Annotated in this window: 19 protein-coding genes; 10 read left to right on the forward strand and 9 right to left on the reverse strand. The window is 61.6% G+C overall.

The annotated features are described in order from the left end of the window. Positions 1-15: 15 nt before the first annotated feature. The 8 genes from Q1M04_RS08975 to Q1M04_RS09010 form a co-directional block, all read right to left on the reverse strand. On the reverse strand, positions 16-1,095 hold the full coding sequence (locus tag Q1M04_RS08975) for a DctP family TRAP transporter solute-binding subunit (RefSeq protein ID WP_293278718.1): 1,080 nt from the start codon (positions 1,093-1,095) through the stop codon (positions 16-18). A 36-nt stretch (positions 1,096-1,131) separates the two neighbouring features. Then, positions 1,132-2,406: a TRAP transporter large permease gene (locus Q1M04_RS08980; protein ID WP_204790322.1), complete on the reverse strand. Its 1,275-nt coding sequence runs from the start codon at positions 2,404-2,406 to the stop codon at positions 1,132-1,134. A gap of 96 nt (positions 2,407-2,502) precedes the next feature. Then, positions 2,503-3,513, reverse strand: a complete 1,011-nt coding sequence (locus Q1M04_RS08985; RefSeq protein ID WP_297998879.1) for a 4-hydroxythreonine-4-phosphate dehydrogenase PdxA — start codon at positions 3,511-3,513, stop codon at positions 2,503-2,505. Positions 3,514-4,031: 518 nt separating this feature from the next. Continuing rightward, positions 4,032-4,811, reverse strand: coding sequence for a 5-deoxy-glucuronate isomerase (locus Q1M04_RS08990; RefSeq protein WP_297998881.1), 780 nt, complete (start codon positions 4,809-4,811; stop codon positions 4,032-4,034). A 76-nt stretch (positions 4,812-4,887) separates the two neighbouring features. Beyond that, complete coding sequence (locus Q1M04_RS08995) at positions 4,888-5,748, reverse strand: sugar phosphate isomerase/epimerase (RefSeq protein ID WP_295754875.1); 861 nt, start codon at positions 5,746-5,748, stop codon at positions 4,888-4,890. A gap of 140 nt (positions 5,749-5,888) precedes the next feature. Further along, positions 5,889-6,809: a sugar phosphate isomerase/epimerase family protein gene (locus Q1M04_RS09000; protein ID WP_293278707.1), complete on the reverse strand. Its 921-nt coding sequence runs from the start codon at positions 6,807-6,809 to the stop codon at positions 5,889-5,891. Positions 6,810-6,853: 44 nt separating this feature from the next. After that, entirely contained in the window at positions 6,854-7,867 is a 1,014-nt protein-coding gene (locus Q1M04_RS09005; RefSeq protein ID WP_297998882.1) for a Gfo/Idh/MocA family protein, read from the reverse strand. A gap of 417 nt (positions 7,868-8,284) precedes the next feature. Further along, positions 8,285-9,946, reverse strand: a complete 1,662-nt coding sequence (locus Q1M04_RS09010) for a solute:sodium symporter family transporter (protein WP_295754879.1) — start codon at positions 9,944-9,946, stop codon at positions 8,285-8,287. 380 nt (positions 9,947-10,326) lie between these two features. Here Q1M04_RS09010 and Q1M04_RS09015 point away from each other — a divergent pair, with 380 nt between their 5' ends. From Q1M04_RS09015 to Q1M04_RS09035, 5 genes are all read left to right on the forward strand, one after another. Next, positions 10,327-11,361 carry a LacI family DNA-binding transcriptional regulator gene (locus tag Q1M04_RS09015; RefSeq protein WP_293278701.1) on the forward strand — a complete coding sequence of 345 codons (1,035 nt, stop codon included), beginning with the start codon at positions 10,327-10,329 and terminating at the stop codon, positions 11,359-11,361. Positions 11,362-11,557: 196 nt separating this feature from the next. Further along, complete coding sequence (locus Q1M04_RS09020; protein WP_293278699.1) at positions 11,558-12,937, forward strand: ROK family protein; 1,380 nt, start codon at positions 11,558-11,560, stop codon at positions 12,935-12,937. 166 nt (positions 12,938-13,103) lie between these two features. Continuing rightward, positions 13,104-14,306 carry an AGE family epimerase/isomerase gene (locus Q1M04_RS09025; RefSeq protein ID WP_293278697.1) on the forward strand — a complete coding sequence of 401 codons (1,203 nt, stop codon included), beginning with the start codon at positions 13,104-13,106 and terminating at the stop codon, positions 14,304-14,306. A 14-nt stretch (positions 14,307-14,320) separates the two neighbouring features. Further along, a complete protein-coding gene (locus Q1M04_RS09030) occupies positions 14,321-15,175 on the forward strand; it encodes a MurR/RpiR family transcriptional regulator (RefSeq protein ID WP_297998889.1) in 855 nt (284 codons plus the stop codon). A 9-nt stretch (positions 15,176-15,184) separates the two neighbouring features. Beyond that, positions 15,185-15,829 (forward strand): YesL family protein, encoded by a 645-nt coding sequence (locus Q1M04_RS09035; RefSeq protein WP_297998891.1) that lies wholly within the window; start codon positions 15,185-15,187, stop codon positions 15,827-15,829. 85 nt (positions 15,830-15,914) lie between these two features. Here the strand turns inward: Q1M04_RS09035 and Q1M04_RS09040 are convergent, their stop codons facing one another. Further along, the gene (locus Q1M04_RS09040; RefSeq protein WP_297998894.1) at positions 15,915-16,742 is read right to left on the reverse strand and encodes an AraC family transcriptional regulator; all 828 of its coding nucleotides are present in this window, start codon (positions 16,740-16,742) and stop codon (positions 15,915-15,917) included. 353 nt (positions 16,743-17,095) lie between these two features. Here Q1M04_RS09040 and Q1M04_RS09045 point away from each other — a divergent pair, with 353 nt between their 5' ends. The 5 genes from Q1M04_RS09045 (at position 17,096) to gnpA (ending at position 22,767) form a co-directional block, all read left to right on the forward strand. Continuing rightward, positions 17,096-18,481, forward strand: a complete 1,386-nt coding sequence (locus Q1M04_RS09045) for a carbohydrate ABC transporter substrate-binding protein (protein WP_297998896.1) — start codon at positions 17,096-17,098, stop codon at positions 18,479-18,481. 110 nt (positions 18,482-18,591) lie between these two features. After that, positions 18,592-19,467: a carbohydrate ABC transporter permease gene (locus Q1M04_RS09050; RefSeq protein WP_293278687.1), complete on the forward strand. Its 876-nt coding sequence runs from the start codon at positions 18,592-18,594 to the stop codon at positions 19,465-19,467. Between the two features lie 12 nt (positions 19,468-19,479). Next, positions 19,480-20,370 (forward strand): carbohydrate ABC transporter permease, encoded by an 891-nt coding sequence (locus tag Q1M04_RS09055; RefSeq protein WP_293278685.1) that lies wholly within the window; start codon positions 19,480-19,482, stop codon positions 20,368-20,370. A 9-nt stretch (positions 20,371-20,379) separates the two neighbouring features. Beyond that, a complete protein-coding gene (locus Q1M04_RS09060) occupies positions 20,380-20,586 on the forward strand; it encodes a DUF6903 family protein (RefSeq protein WP_295754906.1) in 207 nt (68 codons plus the stop codon). Between the two features lie 12 nt (positions 20,587-20,598). Next, positions 20,599-22,767, forward strand: a complete 2,169-nt coding sequence (gene gnpA, locus Q1M04_RS09065) for a 1,3-beta-galactosyl-N-acetylhexosamine phosphorylase (protein ID WP_297999367.1) — start codon at positions 20,599-20,601, stop codon at positions 22,765-22,767. The last annotated feature ends 46 nt before the right edge of the window (positions 22,768-22,813 follow it).

The raw sequence follows: 22,813 nt of genomic DNA on the forward strand, positions 1-22,813 counted from the left end.
TTTCTAAAATGGGGCTTATTTCTGAATCATATCCACCAGGTCCGTGCCGTACTGATCGGTAAAGATGGCCCAGGTGGGCATAGCCTTCTGCTTAAACGCGTCCTTATCGGGCTCTTCCACGATTTCGCACTTGTTGTCAATCAGGGTCTGGAGAGCGGCGGCCTGCGCCTCGTCGGTCAGCTCCAGCTGCTTCTGGCGGGCCACGTCGGCGGCCTCCTGAATCAGGGCCTGCTGAGACTCGCTCATCCGGTCCCAGGTGGCCTTGCTCATGCCCATGTAAAGCGGGGTGTACACCGCGTCGGTCAGGGTCACGTAGGGCTGCACCTCATAGAACTTCCGGGAAACAATCTCGTGGAGGGGGTTGTCCTGGGCGCTGACGGTGCCCTGCTGAAGGGCGGTATAAAGCTCAGAGGCGTCGATGGTGGTGGGCAGGGCGCCCATGGCCTTCCAGGTCTCCACCTGAACCTCGGCGGGGAGCGTGCGCATCTTGATGCCGGACATATCGTCGGGAGTGGAGACGGGGCGGACGTTGTTAGTCAGCTCCCGGAAGCCGTTCTCCCAGAAGGACAGGCCCTTGATGCCCACGGACTCGAATTTGGCGTTGATCGCGTCGGCGGCGGGGCCGTCGGTGGCCGTCCGGGCGCTCTCCAGATCACCGAACAGGAAGGGAAGCTGGAACACCTCAATTTCAGGCACCAGGCCGGAGAAATAGGCCGTGCCCGCCACGCCGATGTCCACGGTGCCCTGCTGCAGGCCCTGAACCATGGAGGTGGCGTCGCCCAGGGCGGTGTCATAGAAGGCCTCGGCCTGGATGGTGCCGTTGGAATAAGCGTTGATATACTCCGCCATCACCGCCAGGGCGCCGCCGGTGGGGGTGTTCTCCGGCAGGGAGCCCGCGAAGAGGCTGATGGTCATGTTATCGCCGGAAACCTCCGCGGACGCGGCAGGTCCCGCCGCGGGCACGTCGCCGGAGGGAGCGGCCGCGCCGCCGTCTTGAGAACCGCCGCCGTTGCCAGAGCCGTTGCCGCCGCCGCAAGCAGCCAGGGTGAGGGCCAGGGCCAGAGCCAGGGTAAACGCCAAAATTTTCTTTTTCATCGTGATAATCTCCTTATATTTAAATTTAGGGAACGCTTACAGGACGCTGGGGAGGAAGGTCACAATGCCGGGGAACAGCACCACCAGCAGCGTGCCGACAAAGATAGCCATCAGAGGGATGGGCAGGTGGGGAATGATTTTATGGACCGGCTGGCCTCCAACACTGGAGGCCACGTACAGATTGATGCCCACCGGAGGCGTAGCCAGGCCGATGCAGAGCACAATCACCATTACCACGCCGAAGTACACCATGTTGATGCCGTAGGCCTGGGCGGTGGGGCAGAAGATGGGGGCGAAAATCAGCAGCGCGGGCACCGCGTCGATGAAGCAGCCCGCCACCAGCAGAATCAGGCAAACCGCGAAGGTGAACACCAGGGGGCTGCTGATGGAGGAGGTAAACATCCGCGCCAGGGTCTGGGGGATGCCCGCCCGGGTGATGACCCAGCCGAATACCTGGGTGGAGGCCACGATCAGCATGATTCCGGCGGCGCTCTTCACGCCGTCAAAGACAATACGGCAGATTTCTTTCGGCTTGATCTCCCGGTAGACGAAAAGCCCAATGACCAGGCAGTAGAAGCAGCAGATCGCGGAAGCTTCCGTAGGCGTTACAAAACCGGAATAGATGCCGCCCAGGATGATCAGCGGCGCCAACAGCGCGAAGAAGGCCCGGCCGAAGGAACGCAGCGCCTCTCCGGCGTTGAACCGGCTTTTGCCGGTGTAGCCCTTCTTTACACACAGCAGCACCACCACCACAATCAGAACCAGGCCCAAAAGCAGGCCGGGCAGCAGTCCCGCCATCAGCATGTCGCCCACGGACTCGCCGGAGGCCACCGCGTAGAGCACCATCAGAATGCTGGGCGGAATGATGGGTCCAAAAATGCCGCCCATAGCCTGGATCGCGCTGGCAAAGCCCGGGTCATACCCCTCTTCTTCCATGGAGGGGATCATGATGCCGCCCACAGCCGCCGTGGTGGCCGCGCCCGCTCCGGTCATAGCGGCGAAGATCATGCTGGCCACGATGTCCACCACCGCCATGCCGCCGGGGAGCCAGCCCACCAGCTTCTTCGCGAAATCCACGATGCGCCGGGAAATGCCTCCGTTCTGCATCAGGCAGCCCGCGATCACAAAAAACGGAATCGCCATCAGCGTGAAGGAGTCTACACCCTTAAGCATCTGCTGGGCAATGATAATCAGCGGAACCTGGGAGTACAGCACCAGGTACGCCAGCGCGGAAAGACACAGCGCGAAAGCAATGGGAATGCCCAGGAAGAGCAGCAGGAAAAACGCTCCTACCAGAACTACCAAATCCATTCTTGTCACCTCTCCTACATTTTACTATAAAATTTTATATATTTGAAGACGGCGGCCACCGGAACAGGCGCTTCCGGCCCGGCGGCTCCCGGCCGGTTACTGACCCTTCGTCCGTTTTGCCTCCGCCATCTTGGCGGTGGTGCGGACGGCCCGCTCGAAGGAATCGGTGGTGACGCTGGCCTTGCCCACCTTGTCGAAGGCGGTGCCGTGGGCGCAGGTGGCGATGGGATAGGGCTGGCCTCCCGCCACGGTGATGCAGCGCTGGAAGCCCACCAGCTTCAAGGCGATCTGGCCCTGGTCGTGGTACATGGTCACCACCACGTCGAAGTCCCCCGCCAGGGCGCTGATGAAGAGGGTGTCGGCGGAATAGGGGCCGGTGACGTTCCAGCCGGTCTCCTTCACCACCTTTTCAATGGTGGGCCCGATGATGTCCACTTCCTCCCGGCCGCACAGGCCGAACTCGCCGCAGTGGGGGTTCAGGGCCGCCACCGCGATGCGGGGCTTATGGCCCAGGCTCTCGCCGGTGATCTCGCCCAGCTCGATAGCCTCCCGGAGGGTGGTTTCATTGATGATGGAGCTGACCTCGCTGATGGGCACATGGCTGGTGGTCCGGACGGTCATGAGATCGTCCATCATATTGACCTCACAGAAGGGGGTGGTGAGGTTGAACGCGTGGGCCAGATAGGTGTGCTCGCTCTCGTCGTGGAGCCCCGCCATCTTCATGGCGCCCTTGTGGAAGGGGCCGAAGACGAAGCCCTCGATTTTTCCGGCCTTGCAAAGCGCAATGCCGGTATCCAGCTGCCTGAGGTCGCTGGCCCCGCAGTAAGCGTTGGCCTCACCGTAGACCACCTGGGCGGGGTCCTGGTCCTTCAGGTCCAGCACGGGGAAGCCCTTGGACCAATCGCACTCGCTGAGATCGCCGACCACGTAGTGGGGCACGTCCCCCCCCACGACCTTCAGCCCGTGCTCGAACATGCGCAGGTCTCCGATGATGACGGGGCGGCAGTAATCCTTGTAGTAATCCTTCACGGCCAGCATGGCCACCAGCTCCGGGCCAACGCCGGCGGAGTTGCCCAGAAGAACGCCGAGGATAGGCTTTTCACTCATAATCATACCTCCACAAATCACCTTTTATCCGCGAAATATGTCCGGTTTCCGCGAACTCGCTTCGGCAGATAATATAGCAAATTTCGTGCCAAAATTGAAACTTTCACTCCTCCCGCTCTCGGAAAGCTCCCTTTTTGTGAATTGTGTGTGAATAGATTGTCAAGATTTCGGCAAAGTCACCAGGCGGAAACCGACAAGACCGGCGCTGCTTCCAGGGAATGTTCCAGGCAAATTATACAGCATCGGAGAACTTAGGAAAAGCATGAAACGCAATTTGAAACAGTTGAAACATTTTGTTTCACTTGTTTCGGCTGAAACACGCTGCCGCGCTTTTCTGAAACAGGAAACATTTGGATGTTCAGCCCGCCAAGCCGCCGCTTCCGGCAGACAGACCGGCAGGGCCCGCCGCTGCCGCGACAGGCCCTGCCGGTTTCTCCGGGACGCTGAAACGCGGCCGCGTTTCCCGTTTCCCGCAGATATCATTTTTTTGCCCGCCGCCGCGCTCGGCACAGGCGAAGTCAGACCTCGTGGAGCCAGGTGTAGCGCTCGTCCTCGCAGCGGTCGGTTTGGAGCCAGGGATTGCCCTCCAGGTGCCGAATCATCCAGGTGGTGTACATCTGGAAGCCCGGGGCCACGGCCTGGGGATGCAGCGCCCCGCCGGGGATGGCGGAAAAGCTGTGGTCCACGCTCTTAAACACCTCGTCCCCCACAAAGCTGGCCCCGAACCCCTCGGGCCGGTCAAAAAGGAAGAAGTAAGTCTCCGGCTGGGGATGCCGGTGGGGAAGATACCCGGACCAGTTCCCCCGGTCGTTCAGCACTTCCCCCAGGACCATGTTGGAGTCCGGGCAGATCTCGTGGTCGAAAATGGTGTTGACCCGCCGCTGGGCCACGCCGCCGAACTTGCCCACGCAGGAGTATTTCCAGGGGGCGTCCTCCGGGCGGTAGAGGCGGCTGGAGAAGCTCTTCTCGTTCTTCGTGCACTGGACCAGAATCTCCGCCCCAGCCTCTGCGGTGACGGCAATTTCCACCCCGCCGGAGGCGTGGACGCACCACGGGCCCTCGGTGAAGACGTTCCGGCGGACGGCCTCGGCCCGCTGGGTCTCCCAGGTATAGCTCACCCTGCCGTGAAGCAGCAGCACCGCGATCTCCTCGCCGGGGCGGCAGAAGCTGCGGGTTTCCCCCGCCTTCATTTGGTAGACCCGCACGTCCATCAGCATGGCGGCGTAGTCCCCGTCGTAAGTGGTAAGGACCATTTCGCCGCGTTCGTCAAACTTGGGATATCCAAATACCTTGCTCATGGTGACACTCCCTTTCGCCATTTTAAATCAGGCCGAAAGCCCCGGCAGTGCCGGGGCCGTTCTGGCGGCTTATATTTTACCAATACTTCTCCACGTGGGCCCGGGTGACCTCGGCGGCCTTCTTGATGTTCTCCTCGCTGGAGAGCTTATAATAGTCGGGCCGGAAGACCTCGATGGTGCAAACGTCCCCTTCGAAGCCGATCTTTTTCAGGGTGTCCGCGAAGCGCTTATGGTCCAGGCAGTCGCCGCTCTCGCCGGGCCAGAGGCGCTTTTCGTCGGTGTTGTAGGACGCGCCGCAGGGCATGTTCTCCGTGCCGTTGAGGTGCCAGACGAAGATTTTCCTGCCGTCGGCCTTTTCCAGGGCGTCCCAGCCGGAGGCCATGGCGTTGAAGTGGAACTGGTCCAGGGTCACGCCCACCAGGGGAGAATCCACGGCCTTCACGATGTCATAGGCGTACTCAAAGCGGTTGATGGACATAGTAGGCGCGCCGCAGAACTCCAGGGACAGCTTGATGCCGTGGGGCTCCACCTTCTTGACCATCTCCTTGAGGACGGCCACGGCGTCGGCCTTGATTTCGTCCACGGTGGCGTGGACCGTCAGGTCCATGGAGGGCACGACGACGATCATCTTGCAGTCCAGAATCTCACAGCGGCGGATGATCTCGTCCAGCTGGGCCATGACGGCGTCCTTCTCCGCCTGGGTCTGCTTCATGTTGAAGAAAATCAGGGCGTTGTAGGACAGCATTTTCAGCTTATGGCTCCGGAAGAAGTCCCCCAGCTGCTCCAGGGTGTATTTCCCGGCGGCCAGCTCCCGGTCCAGGCACTCGGACTGGACGTCGATGTAGTCAAAGCCGTATTTCTCGCACAGGGCCAGGTCCTCCAGCACGGAGTGGTTCTCGCAGAAGCGGTTGCAGCCTTCGTTAAATCCGATTTTCATGGCTCGTTCTCCTTATCGTTCCTTAATCGTTCCATAATTGTATACCCGGCGGCGGGGTTTTCCAATTGCGCGGGAACGCCCAGCCGTTTCCGATTGGGCGTCCCGCAGAGAAAAGAAGTATGTAAGCGGGATCTCCCGTCTTACCTGCCCAAAAGCTCGCTCTGAATGCGTTCCAGCGCCTCGGGGGCCTGTTGATCCATCTTCTCCGGGAAGCCGAAGTAGCTGACGCAGATGATATTGTCCCCGCCCGCCTTGGGCGCGCCGGGCTTGAGCTGCTTGTTGACAAAGTCCATCTCCCGCAGGGTCTCGAAGATGCCGTCAAAGTCCACTTCCCCTTCGCCCATGGCCGTGTGCTGGTGGATGGTCACGTCCGCCCGGCCTCTGGCGTTCAGCCAGGGGGGGTTCAGGATGTAACGGCAGTCCTTGGTCTGGTTCCAGGTGTCGGCCAGGAGGACATGGGTCAGCTCGTCGCCGGCGTATTTCAGCATGTGGCGCACGTCGCCCTTGCCCTGGTCGTAGAAGAAGCCGTGGGACGCGGAGTACACATAACCCAGGTTCTTGGACCGGAAGGACTTCACGATGTCGCAGGTCTCGTCGTTGAGCTCGCAGAAGTCGTAGGGGTGGGACTGGATTTCCACCCGGAGGCCCTCCCGCTCAATGATGGGCAGCAGCTCCTCCATGGAGCGGAAGAACATGCCGTTGCAGATCTCCTGCTGGTTGGGGTCGCCGGAGAACTCGGTGTTGATAACGGGAACGCCCATGTCCACGGCAATCTGAATCATCCGCTTCCAGTTGGCAACCGCGTGCTGCCTCTGCTCCTCGGTGGGGCCGGACCAGCGGTAGACCACGATGAAGCTGGAGATTTCCACGCCGGTTTCCTTCAGGGCCTTGCGGTACTCCTCCTCGCACTCCTTGGAGAACAGGGGGTGCTTATAGAAGGGGTTGATGCGGGGATGGGGGGACTGCTCGATGTATTTATAACCCCAGTCGGCCACCTTGCGGACGTAATCCCTGATGGGCATCTGCTTGGCTAAAACGTCGACGTCGAACGCGATTTTCATTATAGGCGCTCCTTTCCGATATATGGATAAGTCAAGAAGAGGTCTTATTTCTTATAGAAATCCGGGGTGCCGCCGGTGACCACCTTCTCCGCCTGGCCGGAGGTCTGGGACTTCACCAGGGCGTCGGCGGTGATGGAGGCAACATACCCGTCCCAGGCGGAGGAGCCGCCCGTCTCGCCCTTGAGGGCGTGGTCCACCCAGTCCTGGATCTCCACGTCGTAGGAGTCGATGAAGCGGAGAATCCAGTTGTCCTCAATCTTGGTGGAAACCTGATTGGCATAGCGGACCGTCGGGAAGGACGGGCAGGGCAGGTTCACCACGCCGTTTTCACAGACCACCTCGCAGTTGATGTCATAGCCGAAGCCGCAGTTCACATTGACTTCCAGCATCACCACGATGCCGCCCTTGGTTTTCATGATCATAACCTGGGGGTCCCGGAGTCCTTCATGAGCCTTGCTGGTGACCTTGGGGAGAATGCACTGAACCTCGTCCCACTCGTCGTTCACCAGCCAGGGCAGGCAGTCGATCTCGTGGATGGCGGTGTCCGTAACCGCCATGGCGGTGGTGTAGCTGGGGGCCACGCCGTCGGCCCGGTGGGTGCACTTCACAATCAGGGGGGTGCCGAACTTGCCGGAGTCCAGCAGCTCCTTCACCTGGTTGTAGCCCCGGTCATAGCGGCGCATGAAGCCGATCTGGACCAGGTGCTTGCCGGAGGCCATCTCCGCGTCCACCACGGCCTTGCAGTCGGCGGCGGTGTTGGCCAGGGGCTTTTCGCAGAAGACGGGCTTTCCGGCCTTAATGGCGGCCAGGACGGGGTCCTTGTGGAACTGACCCGGCGTGGTGACCACGACCGCATTCACGTCCGGGTCGTTGATGGCCTCGTTGAAGTCCGTGTAGGTCTTGGTTCCGGGGCCCGCCAGCTCCGCGCCCTTCTTCACGCCCTCTTCAAACACGTCGCAGACGGCCACGACCTTGGCCCCCCGGATACGGTTCTGGATGCGCTCGATGTGTTCCTTTCCAATCATGCCGCAGCCGATTAAGCAGATGTTGAGTTCCATAACGATTTCCTCCTATAAAAATAAGTTGGTTTTATGACATTGTTCCGGATGCACTTGCCTTGCGCCTGGCGGGCTCTTGCCGGAGCCGCCGGAGGCGACGCCTTTGCGATGTGTGCCTTTGCCTGCGTTTCATTTCCTTTTCTCTAGCTCCGATTATAGCAAAGCGTTCACGAGAACGCAAGCAAAATATCGGCGTATTCTTCACAATAATCCGGAACAGAAATTGTGAAATCCTCTGTCTCCGCCATAGGGCGGCCGCCGTTTTTGAAGAAGATGCCCAAATATAAACGGCCCGCTTTGCGTTCTGCACGCAAACTTCCCCAGGGCAAACGAAACGCCCCGCGGGAGACCCGCGGAGCGTTTCTATGAAGATACCGGGCCGCCGAAACTACCGGGCGGCTACAGCGCGCGAACGCATCAGGCGGCGATGCCCAAGGGGGAGAACAGGATGTAGATGGCCACCGCCAGAATCAGGCCGACGATGGAAACCACATGCCGGTACTTCCAGGGCGTCAGGTCCACCGCGCCCACGTCCTGGGGCACATACTCCTGGGCGGGCCGGTACTTGTTCAGGGCCCACATGATGACGAGCTCCACGGGGAACAGCACCGCCATGGCGTAGAGATAGTGAATGGGATTGTCCGTGCCGGGGTAGCTGGGGGCAACGAGGAGGAACACGCCATAGCAGACCACATGGAAGATGGTGATAACCTTCGGCGTATAGGCGGGCAGGCGCTTGAACAGGAACACTCCCAGGACGGCACACAGCACCGGCAGGGACACAAACTGGCTCATGGAGTTCAGGAAGGTGGTGATGCCCTTGGCGTTCATCACGAAGGGGGCAATGACAATGGACACGCAGCCCGCAATGGTCCCGTAGATTTTGCCCACCTTGACGCAGTGGGCGTCGGAGGCGCCGGGCTTGAACGCGGAGCGGTACAGGTCCAGCGTAAACATGGTGGAGGCGGAATTCAGCACCGAGTTGAAGGAGGACAGGATCGCGCCGAACATGACGGCGGCGAAGAAGCCCATCACCGGCTTGGGAATGATGGCGGAAATCAGCGCCGGGTAGGCGAAGTCGATGGCCTGCTCACCGGCGGCGGCGATGGCGTCCTGAATGGAGGGCAGATAGAAGGCGATGATGCCGGGGATAACCAGGTACAGGGGGCCCAGGCACTTGAGAAAGCCGCAGAAAATCGCGCCCTTCTGGCCCTCTTTCAGGGACTTGGCCGCCAGGGCCCGCTGGACAAAGGACTGGTTCGTGCACCACCAGTAGAGGTTGTTGAAGAACATGCCGGTGATGATGAGGGGCCAGGGGACCTCCGGCTCCGCCGCGTTCCAGGCGTTGACGGCGTTCATTTTCGCCGGGTCCGCCTGGACGATGTATTGGATGCCGTCGAGGATCCCGCTGCCCCCGGTCTGGGAGGCCAGCGCCGCGAGGCCCAGGAAGGGGACCATCAGCCCGCCGACGATTAATCCAATGCCGTTGATGGTGTCGGACACCGCCACGGCTTTCAGTCCGCCGAAGATGGCGTAGCAGCCGCCGATGATGCCGATAATCAGGCACAGGATGGCCACCGACTGGAACTTGCTCACGCCCAGCATGCCGGAGATGCCGAAGATCTGCTCAAAGACCACCGCGCCGGAGTACAGGATAACCGGCAGGTTTAAAATGGAATACATCACCACAATAACCAGGGAGAACATGGTCTTCGTGCCCTTGCCGTAGCGGACCTCCATCAAAGAGGGGATGGTCATGGCCCCCATTTTCAGATACCGGGGCAGGAAGTAGTAGGCCAGCGCCAGCAGGGTGAACATGGAGCCCACCTCCCAGGCGATGGGGCCCATGTTGGACGCCCAGCTCTGGCCGTTCAGGCCCACCAGCTGCTCGGCGGAGAGGTTGGTCAGCAGCAGGGACCCGGCGATGACAACGCCCGGCAGGCCCCGGCCCGCCAGGAAATAACCCTCGGCGGAGTCCAGGTCGTCGCCCCGGGTCTTCCAGCCGGAGATGATCGCCACCAGAGCGGTAAAGAGGACGAAGGAAATCAGCGTCCATGCGAGTGAACTGAAGAACGTCATTGTTACAGCCTCCATTCAAGTTGTGGGAAAGGAAACAGAGGCACGCAAAACGCACGCATCGAGGGCGGCAGGCAGGCGGTCCCGCCGGGAAGCGCGCGGCAACACGCTGTAGAAATCCCAGACGGGCTTTTTGATTGACTGGTATCAAAATACCATAGAAATCCCGGCTTTGCAAGGGCATTTTCGGTAAATTTCCTCAAAACGCAAAAGTTTGGAGAAGCCGGAAAAGCCGGGGGAGCTTTCTTGTGCAATTCTCCCTTCTCCGCCGCAAAAATGCGTGCAATAGCGTTCAATTTGGAGAAGTCCTGGAAATTCCCTTGCCAAAGGGCGGGGGATGTGCTATAATGCCCGCATATTGAAACAGAGGGGAGGGGCGCGGCATGGCGGTAACTTCACAGCAGATCGCCGAGCTGGCGGGGGTCTCCCGGGGAACGGTGGACCGGGCTCTCCACAACCGGGGCCGGGTGAACCCCGAGGTAGCCGACCGCATCCGGAAGATTGCCGAAGAGCTGGGCTACCGCCCCAACTCCATCGGACAGGCCCTGGTCCGGGCCCGGCAGGGCCTCCGGCTGGGGGCCATTCTCCAGTCGGCGGAGACGCCCACCATGCAGGACGTGGCCGCCGGGGCCCGGCAGGCCGCGGAGGAGCTCCGGGTCTCCGGCCTGGAGGTGGACATCCGGGAGGTCCAGGGCCGGGATACCGCCAAGGTCCTCCGGCAGATTGACGAGCTGATGGAATGGGGCGCCGCCGGACTGGCCGTCGCCTCCAACAACACCCCGGATTTGGTCCGGCGGATTGACCGGCTCCACGAGCAGGGCGTGCCGGTGGTGACCTTTAACACCGACGCGCCGGACAGCAGGCGGCTGTGCTTCGTGGGCATGGACAGCTACCGGGCGGGACAGACGGCGGCGGGCCTCGTCCGGCAGATGCTGCCGGGGGGCGGGCTGGTCCTCCCCATTGCCGGGCACGTCAATAACGGCGCCCATTACAGCCGCCTTCAGGGCTTTCTGGACACGCTGAAAGGCGAGGGGGATATCCAGCTCCTTCCCTTCCAGCCCTGTTTCGACCGGGACGACTACGCCCACGAAATTGCCCAGCACACCCTCCGGGAGTACCCTTCCCTTGCCTGCGTCTATATCACCTCCAACGGCCAGCGGGGCGTCTGCCGGGCCGTGGAGGACGAGCGCCGCAAGGGCCGGGTCCGGGTGGTGGCCTACGATCTGAACGCGCCAAACCGCCGCCTTCTGCAAAGCGGGGATCTGAGCTTCGTGTTGGATCAGGTGGCCCTGGAGCAGGGGCGGCAGCCCCTGCAGATTCTCTATAACTACCTGCTAAACGGCAAAGCGCCGGAAAAAGAGCTGCTCTACACGGACATCCTGATCCGCACAAAATACAACAGCGGGGATGAAATTTGAAAGCCCGGCCCCGGTGGAACCGCCTCCCGCGGCGGCTCCGCCGGGGCCTTCGCGTTTCCCCGGCAAAATGTACGACGGGAATATATTCCAGGGATTGAAAATTGGATAAATTTGTGTTATCATCAATTTGTTGCCCTGCAAGTACCATTCCCGGCGGCGTCCCGCGACTTAGAACGAATGGATAAAGGAGAATATTATGGATCGTTTCGGCATCAATGTGGCGCTCAAACACACGCCTTCCCTGGACCCGGACTTTATTCCCCTCATGCGGTTCAACCGCGCCTTCCTGGCCACGGCGAAAAAGCCCGTGGGCATCGCCGTGGAGCGGGCGGACGGCCAGATGGCCTCCTGCCATACCTTCATTCACGGCACGCCGGAGATGGCCGGGGCCGACCACTATTACATTGAACGCCTGGTGAAGACCATCCTCTGGATGAAGGGCGGCTTCAAGGTTTACGTCAGCGGCGACGCGGGCGTCTGCGAGTACCTGAAATCCGTCTACTGCGCTGGAGGGCAGCAGGAATTCGACTGGGACTACATGGCCGGCGTCTTCGAGCACCCCTTCGAAGTGGTGCTGGTGGACGAAATCCCCGAGGCCAAGGACGCTCCCAAGGCCATCGGCGGCCACATGGAGGGCTGCCGCATCGGCTTCGACGCCGGCGGAAGCGACCGGAAGGTCTCCGCCGTCATCGACGGCGAAACGGTCTACTCCGAGGAGGTGGTCTGGTTCCCCAAGACCAACTCCGACCCGGACTACCACTATGACGGCATTGTCTCCGCCCTGAAATCCGCCGCGGAGCACATGCCCCGGGTGGACGCGGTGGGCGTCAGCTCCGCCGGTGTGTTCATCAACAACCGGACCATGAACGCCTCCCTCTTCCTCAAGGTTCCCAAGGAAATCTACGACGAGAAGGTCAAGGACATCTACATCCGGGCCATTCACGACACCTTCGGGGACGTGCCCTACTGCGTCATCAACGACGGAGACGTCTCCGCCCTGGCGGGAGCCATGAGCCTGAACGACAACAGCGTCCTGGGCATCGCCATGGGCACCAGCGAGGCCGTCGGGTATGTGGATGAGGAAGGCCGGATCACCGGCTGGCTCAACGAGCTGGCCTTCGTCCCCGTGGACGCCCAGCCGGACGCCATGCGGGACGAGTGGAGCGGGGACATCGGCTGCGGCGTGAAGTACTTCTCCCAGGACGGCGTCATCAAGCTGGCCCCCCGGGCGGGCATCGAGCTGGATGAGAACGCCTCCCCCGCCGAGAAGCTGAAAGCCGTCCAGGCCCTCATGGCCCAGGACGACCCCCGGGCCGCCAAGGTCTACGAGTCCATCGGCGTGTACCTGGGCCACACCCTGGCCTATTACTTTGACCTCTACGGCTGCCGCCATGTGCTGCTGCTGGGCCGGGTCATGAGCGGCAAGGGCGGCGACCTCATCCTGGATACCGCCAAGAAGGTGCTGGCCGACGAGTATCCGGAGCTCACCGGGAAGATCGTCCCGGAGCTGCCCGACGAGAAGTTCCGCCGGGTGGGCCAGTCCATGGCCGCCGCCAGCCTGCCGGAGCGCAAATAAGGGGTCCCGGGCGCCTGGAATTTCCGGGAAAATGGCCCGGCCAGGTCCCCGCAGGGGGATGCGGTATCCGTAAGCGGCAAAGCCGCCAGCGGCTATCCAATGGCCAGGCCCCACAAAGAACCCAATGCCCCCAACTGGCCGGGAGCATTCAGAAAAGAGGAATATGATGGATCGGCAAACATTACAGGAAGCCCGGACCTGGGTCCGGGGAGAGCTGGAGCGCTCCGCCGCCTTTTGGCTGGAGCACGGCATGGATAAAGAACACGGCGGCGTATACACCTGCCTGGACCGGAAGGGCGAGATTTACTCCACCGACAAAAGCGTCTGGATGCAGGGCCGCTGCGGCTGGATTTTCGCGTTTCTCTGCCACAACTACGGGGTCAGGCAGGAGTGGCTGGACGCGTCGAAAAGCTGCCTGGACTTTATGGAGGCCCACTGCTTTAACCGCGAGTGCGGCGGCCGGATGTATTTCACCGTCACGGCGGAGGGACAGCCGCTGCGCCAGCGGCGCTACTATTTCTCCGAGGCCTTCTGTGCCATCGCCAACGCCGAGTACTACGGCGTGACGGGGGACAAGGCCCGCCTGGAACGGGCCCGCCGGTGCTACGATCTCTATTGGGACCTGAGCCAGGGCAAGCCGGACCCCGTGGGCATGGGCCCCAAGACCATTCCCGAAACCCGGACGGGCCGGGCCTTCGGCACGCCCATGATCATTTTGAACGTCACCGGCGTGCTGCTGCGGACGGACCCGGAGCGGAAGGCCCTCTATGAGGAGCGGGCCCGGCAGTGCGTGGAGGACATCTTCAAATACCATGTGAAACCGGAGCTGAAATGCACCCTGGAGAACGTGGACGTGGACGGAACGCCGAGGCTGTACTACACCGAGGGCCGCACGGTCAACCCCGGCCACGACATTGAGGGCGTGTGGTTCCTGCTGGAGCACGCCCAGCGGACCGGGGACAAGGCTCTGGTCCAAAAGGCGGCGGAGATGTTTGACTGGGCCATCGCCGCCGGATGGGACCAGAAGTACGGCGGGCTGCTGTACTTCACCGACTGCCTGGGCAAGCCCCCGGAGGCCTATGAGCACGACATGAAGCTCTGGTGGCCCCACAATGAAATTCTGATTGCCTCCCTCATGCTGTACCGGGACACCCGGGAGGAGAAATACCTGGACTGGTTCTACAAAACCCTGGACTACTGCAAGGCCCACTTCGCCGACCCGGAATATGGCGAGTGGTACGGCTACCTCCGCCGGGACGGCCTGCCCACGGAGCCCAGCACCAAGGGCAGCACCTTCAAGGGGCCCTTCCACCTGCCCCGGAGCATGATCCTGGCTGACAAGCTGATAGGGGAAATTCTCGGAGAGTAAGCAAGGAGACGCGGATGGGCAAGGATATCATCGCGCTGATGATCCAGGAGTACGAGCGCTTCACCCGCTCGGAGCGGAAAATCGTCGATTATGTACTGGAACACCAGGAGGAAACCCAATATGTCAGCATCACCGATCTGAGTGCCCAGTGCGGCGTGGCGGTGTCCACCGTGTCCCTGTTCTGCCGGAAGTTAAAGCTGGCGGGATTCAACGACTTCAAGCTGGAGCTGGCCCGGGCGGCGCTGCCCGCCCGGGCGGCTTTCAGCGAACCGGGGAGCGAAATCACGGAGGGGGACTCTGCCGCCGCCGTCATGGGCAAGGTGCTCTCCGCCGTCCAAGACGCGCTCAATAACGCCTACCACATGCTCTCGGAGCAGGAGATCATCCGGGCGGCGGACCTTCTGCGCCGGGCGGGCCAGGTGATCTGCCTGGGCCAGGGGAATCACTCGGTGGTGGCACTGGCCGCCTGGGCCCAATTCTCCACCACGTCCCCAAAGTTCAAGACCATTCAGGACTCCCATATGCAGACGGTGGTCCTGTCCACCCTGGCGGAGGGGGACGCGGTGCTGTACTTCTCTTACTCCGGGGCCACCCACGAGCTGCTGGAGGCGGTGGAAGTCATCCGAAACCGGGGCGGGAAGCTGATCCTGGTGACCCGCTATCCGAATTCCCCCGCCAGCGCCTACGCCGACGCGGTGCTCCTCTGCGGCCCCAACGAGCAGCCCTTCCAGTTTGGTTCCACCTCCGCTCTCATCGCTCAGCTCTATGTGGTGGAGGCGCTTCTCAGCGAGTTCATCCGCCGGGACCCGGAAGAGGCGGAGCAAAACCGCCGGTCCGTGGGCAAGGCGCTGACGCAGAAATGCGTATAGGAGACGGGCATGGGCGAATTCTTTAATCCTGAAAAGGGCATCTGGGTCTGGCTGAGCACCCTGGTAGACATCGTCGGGCTGTCCATCTTCTGGGCGGTCCTATGCCTGCCCGCCGTCACCATCGGCCCGGCCACGGCGGCGCTGTACTACACGGTGGTCAAGTGCGTGCGGGGCCGGGAGAGCGGGGCCTTCGGGTACTTCTTTCGCTCCTTCCTGCAAAATTTCAAGGTTGGCCTGCTGGCGGGGCTCATTGCGATCCCCCTGGCCCTGCTGCTGTTCGGGGGGCATTTCATTGTCCGCTGGTACGGGACCCACTGGGGAGGATGGGCCTATGTGCTCTACGTGGCCTACTATTTTGCCCTCACGCTTCCGGCGGGGGTATTGTGCTGGCTTTTCCCCCTGCTAGGGCGGTTCGACTACGGCGTGGGCGGGCTGTTTCGCACGGCCCTTCAGCTTACCATCGCCCACCTGCCCAGCACCGTTGTGGTGGTGCTGCTGACGGTTCAGACCGCCGCGTTCTGCATAGAAGAGTGGTGGCCGGTCGTCTTTATGCCGGTGATTGCCGCGCTGCTGGCCTCCCTGTTTTTTGAAAAGATTTTTCAGCGCCACTCCCCGGAGCCCGATCCGGAGGAATCGGAACATCGGGAAGGATAAGGGCCCCTTTTTTCCTTTCCCGCACTCTCAAACTTTACTGCAAGAAGCCCCCGCCTGCCGGCGGGGGCTTCTTTTCAATACGGCTTCACGAGCGGTTCCGCCTCCGGTACTCCAGGGGGCTGACGCCCTCCACCCGGCGGAAACACTGGGAGAAGTAGCTCAGGGAGGAAAAACCCAGAATCTGAGCGATGAGGGACAGGGTGTGGTCCGTCTCCCGGAGGAGGAAGCGGCTCTCCTCAATGCGGCGGGAGTTCAGGTAGCTGATGGGGGACACGCCGAACTCCCGGCGGAAGGCGTGGGCCAGATAATACTTGTTCAGATGGGCCAGCCGGGCCAATTGGTCCAGGTTCAGGTTCTCCTTGAAATGATTGTCGATGTACCGCCGGACCAGGTCGCACTCCCGGCTGGACCGGGCGCCGGAGGGCTCGCCGGAAAGGGCGGCGTCCCGCTGGCGGTTCAGCCGGACCAGCACCACGTCCAAAAGGCTCCGGCAGACCCGCTCATAGCCCGGAAGGGCGGCTTCCGCCTCCTGAAGCATCAGGTGGAGGCAGCCCATCAGCTCCTCCCAGCCGGAGTGAAGGTGGAGCAGGGCGTAGCCCTCGGCCCCGGCCATGGTTTCCAGCCCCTCCACCCCCAAAACGGCGTACTCCAGGGGGCTGTCCAGCTGGCTGGCCTCCGTGTGGGGCACGTTGGCGTTGACGATAACCGCGTCGTGGATGGCAACGGGAAACTCCTCCCGCCGGGTGCGGAAGCGGCCGTGGCCCCCGGTGATGAAAAAGAGCTCGGCGCAGCCGTGGGTGTGGAGGCTGGAGTTCCACTCCGGGCTGTACTGAGCCCGGGAGACGTAGGCCAGCCTGGGGGACCCGCCGGGGGCGGCGCTCTCCCGCTGGAACGCGTATTGACGCTGGCTCACGGACATTCCTCCCTCCGGGGCGCAATTTTTTGAAAATTGGCAGCATCACGGCCTGTCCCTCATTATACCGCCTTTGTCCCGGCGGCGCAACTTTTGATAAAATATTTTTTCCATCCTGCCGGGATTTTGTCGAGGAGACAGAGAGCGGAAGGAAGGAATATGCAAAATTATCAGTTTTGCCTAAAGCGGGGCATGGTATCTCCTAGAAATTAAGGCAAAATGCAAAGAGAGCAAGATTTCTAAAAAGTTGCGCAAGAAAGGGATTGCTTTGCCAGCGGCTAACTCGTTATACTAAATTTTACAAGGCCGGAAACCGGCCTGCGGAAGCCCCTATATTATAAGGAGGTAGACTTATGAAGAAGTTTTTCAGTCTCTTGCTGACTCTGGCGCTGGTGCTGTCCCTGGCCGCCTGCGGCGGCGGGAACGGCGGTTCCGACGCCGGGACCACCACCCCGCCCCCCGCCGACAGCGGCGATACCCAGACCCCGCCGCCCGCCGAGGACGTGACCATCACCGTGGCCGCCCTGGCCTCCGGCTATGAGGAAGCCTATCCCGGCATGTGGCAGGAGGTCTGCGACGCTTTCACCGCCGAGACCGGCGTGAAGGTCAACCTGATCTGCGACAAGAACCTGGAAGACGTCATCGGGCCGTCCATGCAGGGCGGCGACTTCCCCGACGTGATCCACCTGGCCACCGGCCGTGAGAAGGGCCTCACTGAGCAGTTCATCAAGGACCGCAACATCGCCGAACTCACCGACGTGCTGTCCATGACCATCCCCGGTGAAAGCGTGAAGGTCTCCGACAAAATTGTCGGCGGCTTCACCGACACCTCCGTGACGAACCCCTATGGCGACGGCGTGACCTACCTGGCCCCCATGTTCTACTCTCCCTGCGGCCTGTTCTACAACGCGGGCCTCTTCGAGGAAAAGGGCTGGACCGTCCCCGCCACCTGGGACGAAATGTGGGAGCTGGCCGAGAAGGCCCAGGCCGAGGGCAGCTACCTCTTCACCTATCCCACCACCGGCTACTTTGACGCTTTCCTGTACGCCCTGATGTACTCCGTGGGCGGCCCCGACTTCTTCAACAAGGCCACCACCTATGCCGAGGGCATCTGGGACACCCCCGAGGCCCAGCAGTGCTTCGACATCATCGCCAAGCTGGCTTCTTACACGAACCCCGTCACCCCCGCCCAGGCCAATGACCAGGACTTCACCCAGAACCAGCAGCTGGTGCTGGACAACAAGGCCCTGTTCATGCCCAACGGCACCTGGATCGTCGGCGAGATGGCCGAGGCTCCCCGGGCCGAGGGCTTCCAGTGGGGCATGACCGCCCTGCCCGCCGCCAAGGCCGGCGGAAACGGCGCCAGCTACTGCTGGCTGGAGCAGGCGTGGATTCCCGCCGCCGCTCCCAACCTGGACGCCGCCAAGCAGTTCGTGGCCTTCCTGTACAGCGACGCGGCCTGCGCCATCTTCGCCAAGGGCGGCGCGGTGCAGCCCGTGCCCGGCCTGACCGACAACCTGGAAGGCGACAACAAGATGTTCTACGCCATCTATGACAACGGAGCCGACGCGGCCATGGGCAACTTCGCGGCCTACAACGCCGTGGCGGGCCTTGGCACCGTCCGCGAGGTCTTCCTGGACCCCGTCAACGGCCTGGTGAACGGCAGCGTGACCGTGGACCAGTGGGTCAGCGACATCAAGGCCGCCAGCGACCAGATGCGGGCCAACATCATGGGCTGAGCCCCGCGTCAAAAACCGCATAGTCCGTAATCCGTGGGCGGCGGCGAGTGTTTCTGCTCGCCGCCGCCTGTTTTACTTCCGCGATATGACCCGAAAGGAGTGGATTTCCTATGCGCAGCAGCAAGAGCCGGGGGCGGTTCCTGACCCTGTGCGTCGCCCCGGCGGTGATCCTGTACTTCGTATTCATGATTCTGCCCACCCTGAATGTGTTCCGCATGTCCCTGTTTGAGCGGGGGGCCTACTCGCCCACGGAAACCTTCGTGGGCATGGCGAACTTCCAGGCTCTGGCGAAGGACGTGAAATTCATCACGGCTATGCAGAACACGATTCTGCTGATCGTCACCGTGACGCTTATCACCTTTTTCTTCGCCATCGTATTCGCGGCGATTCTGACCCGGGAGAAAATCAAGGGGCAGAACTTCTTCCGCATCGTGTTCTACATTCCGAATATTCTCTCCGTGGTGGTCATCGCCGGCATCTTCTCCGCCATCTACAAGCCGGAAAACGGCATGCTGAACAGCATCCTGTCCTTCTTCAAGGGGGAGACCGTCATGGTCCTCTGGAAGGACCAGCCCATGGTCATCGTCAGCGTCATCATCGCCATGGTCTGGCAGGCCATCGGCTATTATATGGTCATGTACATGGCCTCCATGTCCGCCGTGCCTGAAAGCCTCTACGAGAGCGCCGGGCTGGACGGCGCGGGGCGGCTGACCCAGTTCTTCCAGCTGACCCTGCCTTTGATTTGGACCAACATCCGTACCACGCTCACCTTCTTCATCATCTCCACCATCAACATGGCGTTCCTGTTTGTCAAGGCCATGGTGGCCAAAGGCATGGCCGACGTGGGATTAAGCTTCATGTACGCCCAGAAGGACGCCGGGCTCTACGGCTATTCCATGGCGGCGGGCGTGGTGATTTTCCTGTTCTCCTTCCTGCTGTCCGCCCTGGTGAACTGGGTGACGAAGCGGGAAGTGCTGGAAATGTAAGGGGGCGAGGATATGACGAAGGAAAAGAAAGGCATGTCCGGCGAGACGCTGTATAAAATCTTCATCTATGTGGTATTGATTACCCTGGCCGTGGTCATCATCGTGCCGGTGGCCTGGGTGTTCCTGGCCTCCATCAAGCAGAACAGCGAGTTCTACGGAAACCCCTGGGCCCTGCCCGCGGGCTTTTACTGGCAGAACTTCGTGGAGGCGTGGAACGCCGCCAGTATGGGCAGCTATATGCTCAACTCCGTCCTGGTGACGGCCCTGTCCCTGGTGCTGCTGCTGGTGATTGCCCTGCCCGCGGCCTACTGCCTGGCCCGGTTCCGCTTCCGGGGGAGCCGGTTTTTGAACACCTGCTTCATGGCGGGTCTGTTCATCAACGTGAACTACATCGTGGTGCCCATCTTCCTGATGCTCCGGGACGGGGACGCGTGGCTGAAAAACCTGGTGGGGAACGGCTTTTTGCTGAACAACCTGGTGGTGCTGGCGGTGGTGTACGCCTCCACGGCCCTGCCCTTCACCATCTATCTGCTCTCCGGCTACTTCGCCACCCTGCCCCACGACTTTGAGGAAGCCGCCTACATTGACGGCGCGGGCTATGGACAGGCCATGATCCGCATTATCTTCCCCATGGCCCAGCCCTCCATCATCACCATCATTCTCTTCAACTTCCTCTCCTTCTGGAACGAGTACATCATCTCCATGACGCTGATGAGCAGCGCCCAGGGGCAAAAAACCCTGCCCGTGGGCCTTTTGAACCTGATGCAGGCCCAGCAGTCCTCGGCGGAATACGGCATTCTCTACGCGGGCCTTGTGCTGGTGATGCTGCCCACGCTGATTCTCTACATGTGCGTGCAGAAGAAGCTGACCCAGGGCATGACCGTGGGCGGACTGAAAGGATGAGGTGACGGTATGAAATTTTGGAAAGAGCACATGGGCCTCCGGGCGCTGTTCATCGCGGGTTTCTTTTTCGCGGGGCTGGCCCTGGTCGTCTTCGGCTGGACCCTGACGGGGCAGATGAAGGGCCTGGGGCTGATGATCCTGGGCGTGATTCTGCTGCTGGCGGCGCTGCTGGTGTACAACAAGCCCTTTGAGGGCGACAAAGGCCCTGGCCTCTAAGGAGTGTAACGCATGAGTGATTTACAGAACAAGGGCCGGGTGACCATCCCCACGGACGTGGACGTGGTTCCCGAGACCCTGGCCCTGCTGGAGCGCTGGGGGGCCGACGCCATCCGGGACTGCGACGGCACGGACTACCCGGAGGAATTGAAATCCGTGGGGGCCAAGGTCTACGCCACCTACTACACCACCCGGAAGGACAACGCCTGGGCGAAAGCCAACCCCGACGAGGTCCAGCAGTGCTACATTATGACCGCGTTTCACACCGCCTCCGGCGGGCCGCTGTCCATCCCTCTTTTGAAGGGCGTCAGTGAGGAACTGCTGAAGGTCAACGACCGGGACGGCATCAAGCGCTGGTGGGAGGTCATGGACCGCACCGCGGGAGCGCCCCTGGCTCCGGAGAAGTGGGACTACGACGCCGAAAGCGGCGCGGTGGTGATTCCCGCCCCGGAGGCGTTCCACGACTACACGGTCAGCTTCCTGGCCTATCTCATCTGGGACCCGGTCCACATGTACAACGCCGTCACCAACGACTGGAAGGACTTCGAGCACCAGATCACCTTCGATGTCCGCCAGCCCAAGACCCGGAAGTTTACTATGGAGCGGCTGCGGAAGTTTATAAAGGACCACCCCTATGTGGACGTCATCCGCTACACCACCTTCTTCCACCAGTTCACCCTGATTTTCGACGAGCTGAAACGGGAGAAGTACGTGGACTGGTACGGCTACTCCGCCTCCGTGTCCCCCTATATCCTGGAGCGGTTTGAGAAGGAGGCCGGCTACAAATTCCGGCCGGAATTTATCATCGACCAGGGGTATTATAACAATCAGTATCGGATTCCCTCCAAGGAGTTCCAGGATTTCATGGCGTTCCAGCGGCGGGAGGTAGCGGCCCTGGCAAAGGAAATGGTGGACCTCACCCACGAACTGGGCAAGGAGGCCATGATGTTCCTGGGGGACCACTGGATCGGCACGGAGCCCTATTTGGAGGAGTTCAAGTCCATCGGCCTGGACGCCGTGGTGGGCAGCGTGGGCAACGGGTCCACCCTGCGCCTCATCTCCGACATTCCCGGCGTGAAGTACACGGAGGGGCGCTTCCTGCCCTACTTCTTCCCGGACACCTTCCATGAGGGAGGGGACCCGGTGAGAGAGGCCCGGGAGAACTGGGTTACCGCCCGGCGGGCTATTCTCCGCAAGCCCATCGACCGCATCGGCTACGGCGGGTACTTGAAGCTGGCCTGTGAATTCCCGGAGTTCATCGATTATGTGGAATCCGTCTGCAAGGAGTTCCGGGAGCTTTATGTCCACATCAACGGGGCCAAGCCTTACTGCGCCAAGACCGTGGCGGTGCTGAACTGCTGGGGAAGGGCCCGGTCCTGGGGCTGTCACATGGTCCACCACGCCCTGTATCAAAAGCAGAACTACTCCTACGCCGGGGTCATCGAAGCCCTGTCCGGCGCACCCTTCGACGTGCGGTTTTTGAGCTTCGATGATTTGAAGAACGACCCCCACGCCCTGGACGGGATGGATGTTATCTTGAACATCGGCGGCGGGGATACCGCCCACACCGGCGGGGCCGTCTGGGAGGAGCCGGAGGTATCCGCCGCGGTGAAGCGCTTCGTCTGGAACGGCGGCGGCTTCCTCGGCGTGGGCGAGCCCTCCGGCCACCAGTACCAGGGACGCTATTTCCAAATGGCCCCGGTGCTGGGAGTTGAAAAGGAGACGGGCTTTACACTGGGCTACGACAAGTACAACTGGGAGGAGCACCGCTTCCACTTCATCCTGGCGGACGCGGAGGGCCCCGTGGACTTCGGAGAGGGACAGCGGAGCGTCTACGCCCTGGAGGGGGCGAAGGTGCTGGTCCAGCGGGACCGGGAGGTCCAGCTGGCGGTAAACGCCTTTGGCTCCGGCCGGGGGGTGTATATCTCCGGCCTGCCCTATTCCTTTGAAAACTGCCGCCTGCTCCACCGGGCGATTCTCTGGGCCGCCCATGGGGAGGACTGCCTGGAAAAGTGGTTCTCCTCCAACTGCCGCGTAGAGGTCCACGCCTATGTGGAGAGCGGACGCTTCTGCGTGGTGAACAACACCTGCGAGCCCCAAAGCACCACCGTTTTCCGGGGGAACGGGTCCGGGTTCCCGCTGGAGCTGGCCGGGGGCGAAATCCGGTGGTATGAGGTTTAAAGCTCCGCCCGGCCTCAGCGGAAAATGAACTCCAAAATTTTTGATA

Origin of the sequence: uncultured Oscillibacter sp. (assembly GCF_950073225.1) — a bacterium.
Classification (GTDB): domain Bacteria; phylum Bacillota; class Clostridia; order Oscillospirales; family Oscillospiraceae; genus Oscillibacter.

Bases quoted from the DNA above. Each gene is read 5' to 3' on its own strand.
- Q1M04_RS08975 (WP_293278718.1), bottom strand. From the start codon at position 1,095: ATGAAAAAGAAAATTTTGGCGTTTACCCTGGCTCTGGCCCTGGCCCTC.
- Q1M04_RS08980 (WP_204790322.1), bottom strand. From the start codon at position 2,406: ATGGATTTGGTAGTTCTGGTAGGAGCGTTTTTCCTGCTGCTCTTCCTG.
- Q1M04_RS08985 (WP_297998879.1), bottom strand. From the start codon at position 3,513: ATGAGTGAAAAGCCTATCCTCGGCGTTCTTCTGGGCAACTCCGCCGGC.
- Q1M04_RS08990 (WP_297998881.1), bottom strand. From the start codon at position 4,811: ATGAGCAAGGTATTTGGATATCCCAAGTTTGACGAACGCGGCGAAATG.
- Q1M04_RS08995 (WP_295754875.1), bottom strand. From the start codon at position 5,748: ATGAAAATCGGATTTAACGAAGGCTGCAACCGCTTCTGCGAGAACCAC.
- Q1M04_RS09000 (WP_293278707.1), bottom strand. From the start codon at position 6,809: ATGAAAATCGCGTTCGACGTCGACGTTTTAGCCAAGCAGATGCCCATC.
- Q1M04_RS09005 (WP_297998882.1), bottom strand. From the start codon at position 7,867: ATGGAACTCAACATCTGCTTAATCGGCTGCGGCATGATTGGAAAGGAA.
- Q1M04_RS09010 (WP_295754879.1), bottom strand. From the start codon at position 9,946: ATGACGTTCTTCAGTTCACTCGCATGGACGCTGATTTCCTTCGTCCTC.
- Q1M04_RS09015 (WP_293278701.1), top strand. From the start codon at position 10,327: ATGGCGGTAACTTCACAGCAGATCGCCGAGCTGGCGGGGGTCTCCCGG.
- Q1M04_RS09020 (WP_293278699.1), top strand. From the start codon at position 11,558: ATGGATCGTTTCGGCATCAATGTGGCGCTCAAACACACGCCTTCCCTG.
- Q1M04_RS09025 (WP_293278697.1), top strand. From the start codon at position 13,104: ATGGATCGGCAAACATTACAGGAAGCCCGGACCTGGGTCCGGGGAGAG.
- Q1M04_RS09030 (WP_297998889.1), top strand. From the start codon at position 14,321: ATGGGCAAGGATATCATCGCGCTGATGATCCAGGAGTACGAGCGCTTC.
- Q1M04_RS09035 (WP_297998891.1), top strand. From the start codon at position 15,185: ATGGGCGAATTCTTTAATCCTGAAAAGGGCATCTGGGTCTGGCTGAGC.
- Q1M04_RS09045 (WP_297998896.1), top strand. From the start codon at position 17,096: ATGAAGAAGTTTTTCAGTCTCTTGCTGACTCTGGCGCTGGTGCTGTCC.
- Q1M04_RS09050 (WP_293278687.1), top strand. From the start codon at position 18,592: ATGCGCAGCAGCAAGAGCCGGGGGCGGTTCCTGACCCTGTGCGTCGCC.
- Q1M04_RS09055 (WP_293278685.1), top strand. From the start codon at position 19,480: ATGACGAAGGAAAAGAAAGGCATGTCCGGCGAGACGCTGTATAAAATC.
- Q1M04_RS09060 (WP_295754906.1), top strand. From the start codon at position 20,380: ATGAAATTTTGGAAAGAGCACATGGGCCTCCGGGCGCTGTTCATCGCG.
- gnpA (WP_297999367.1), top strand. From the start codon at position 20,599: ATGAGTGATTTACAGAACAAGGGCCGGGTGACCATCCCCACGGACGTG.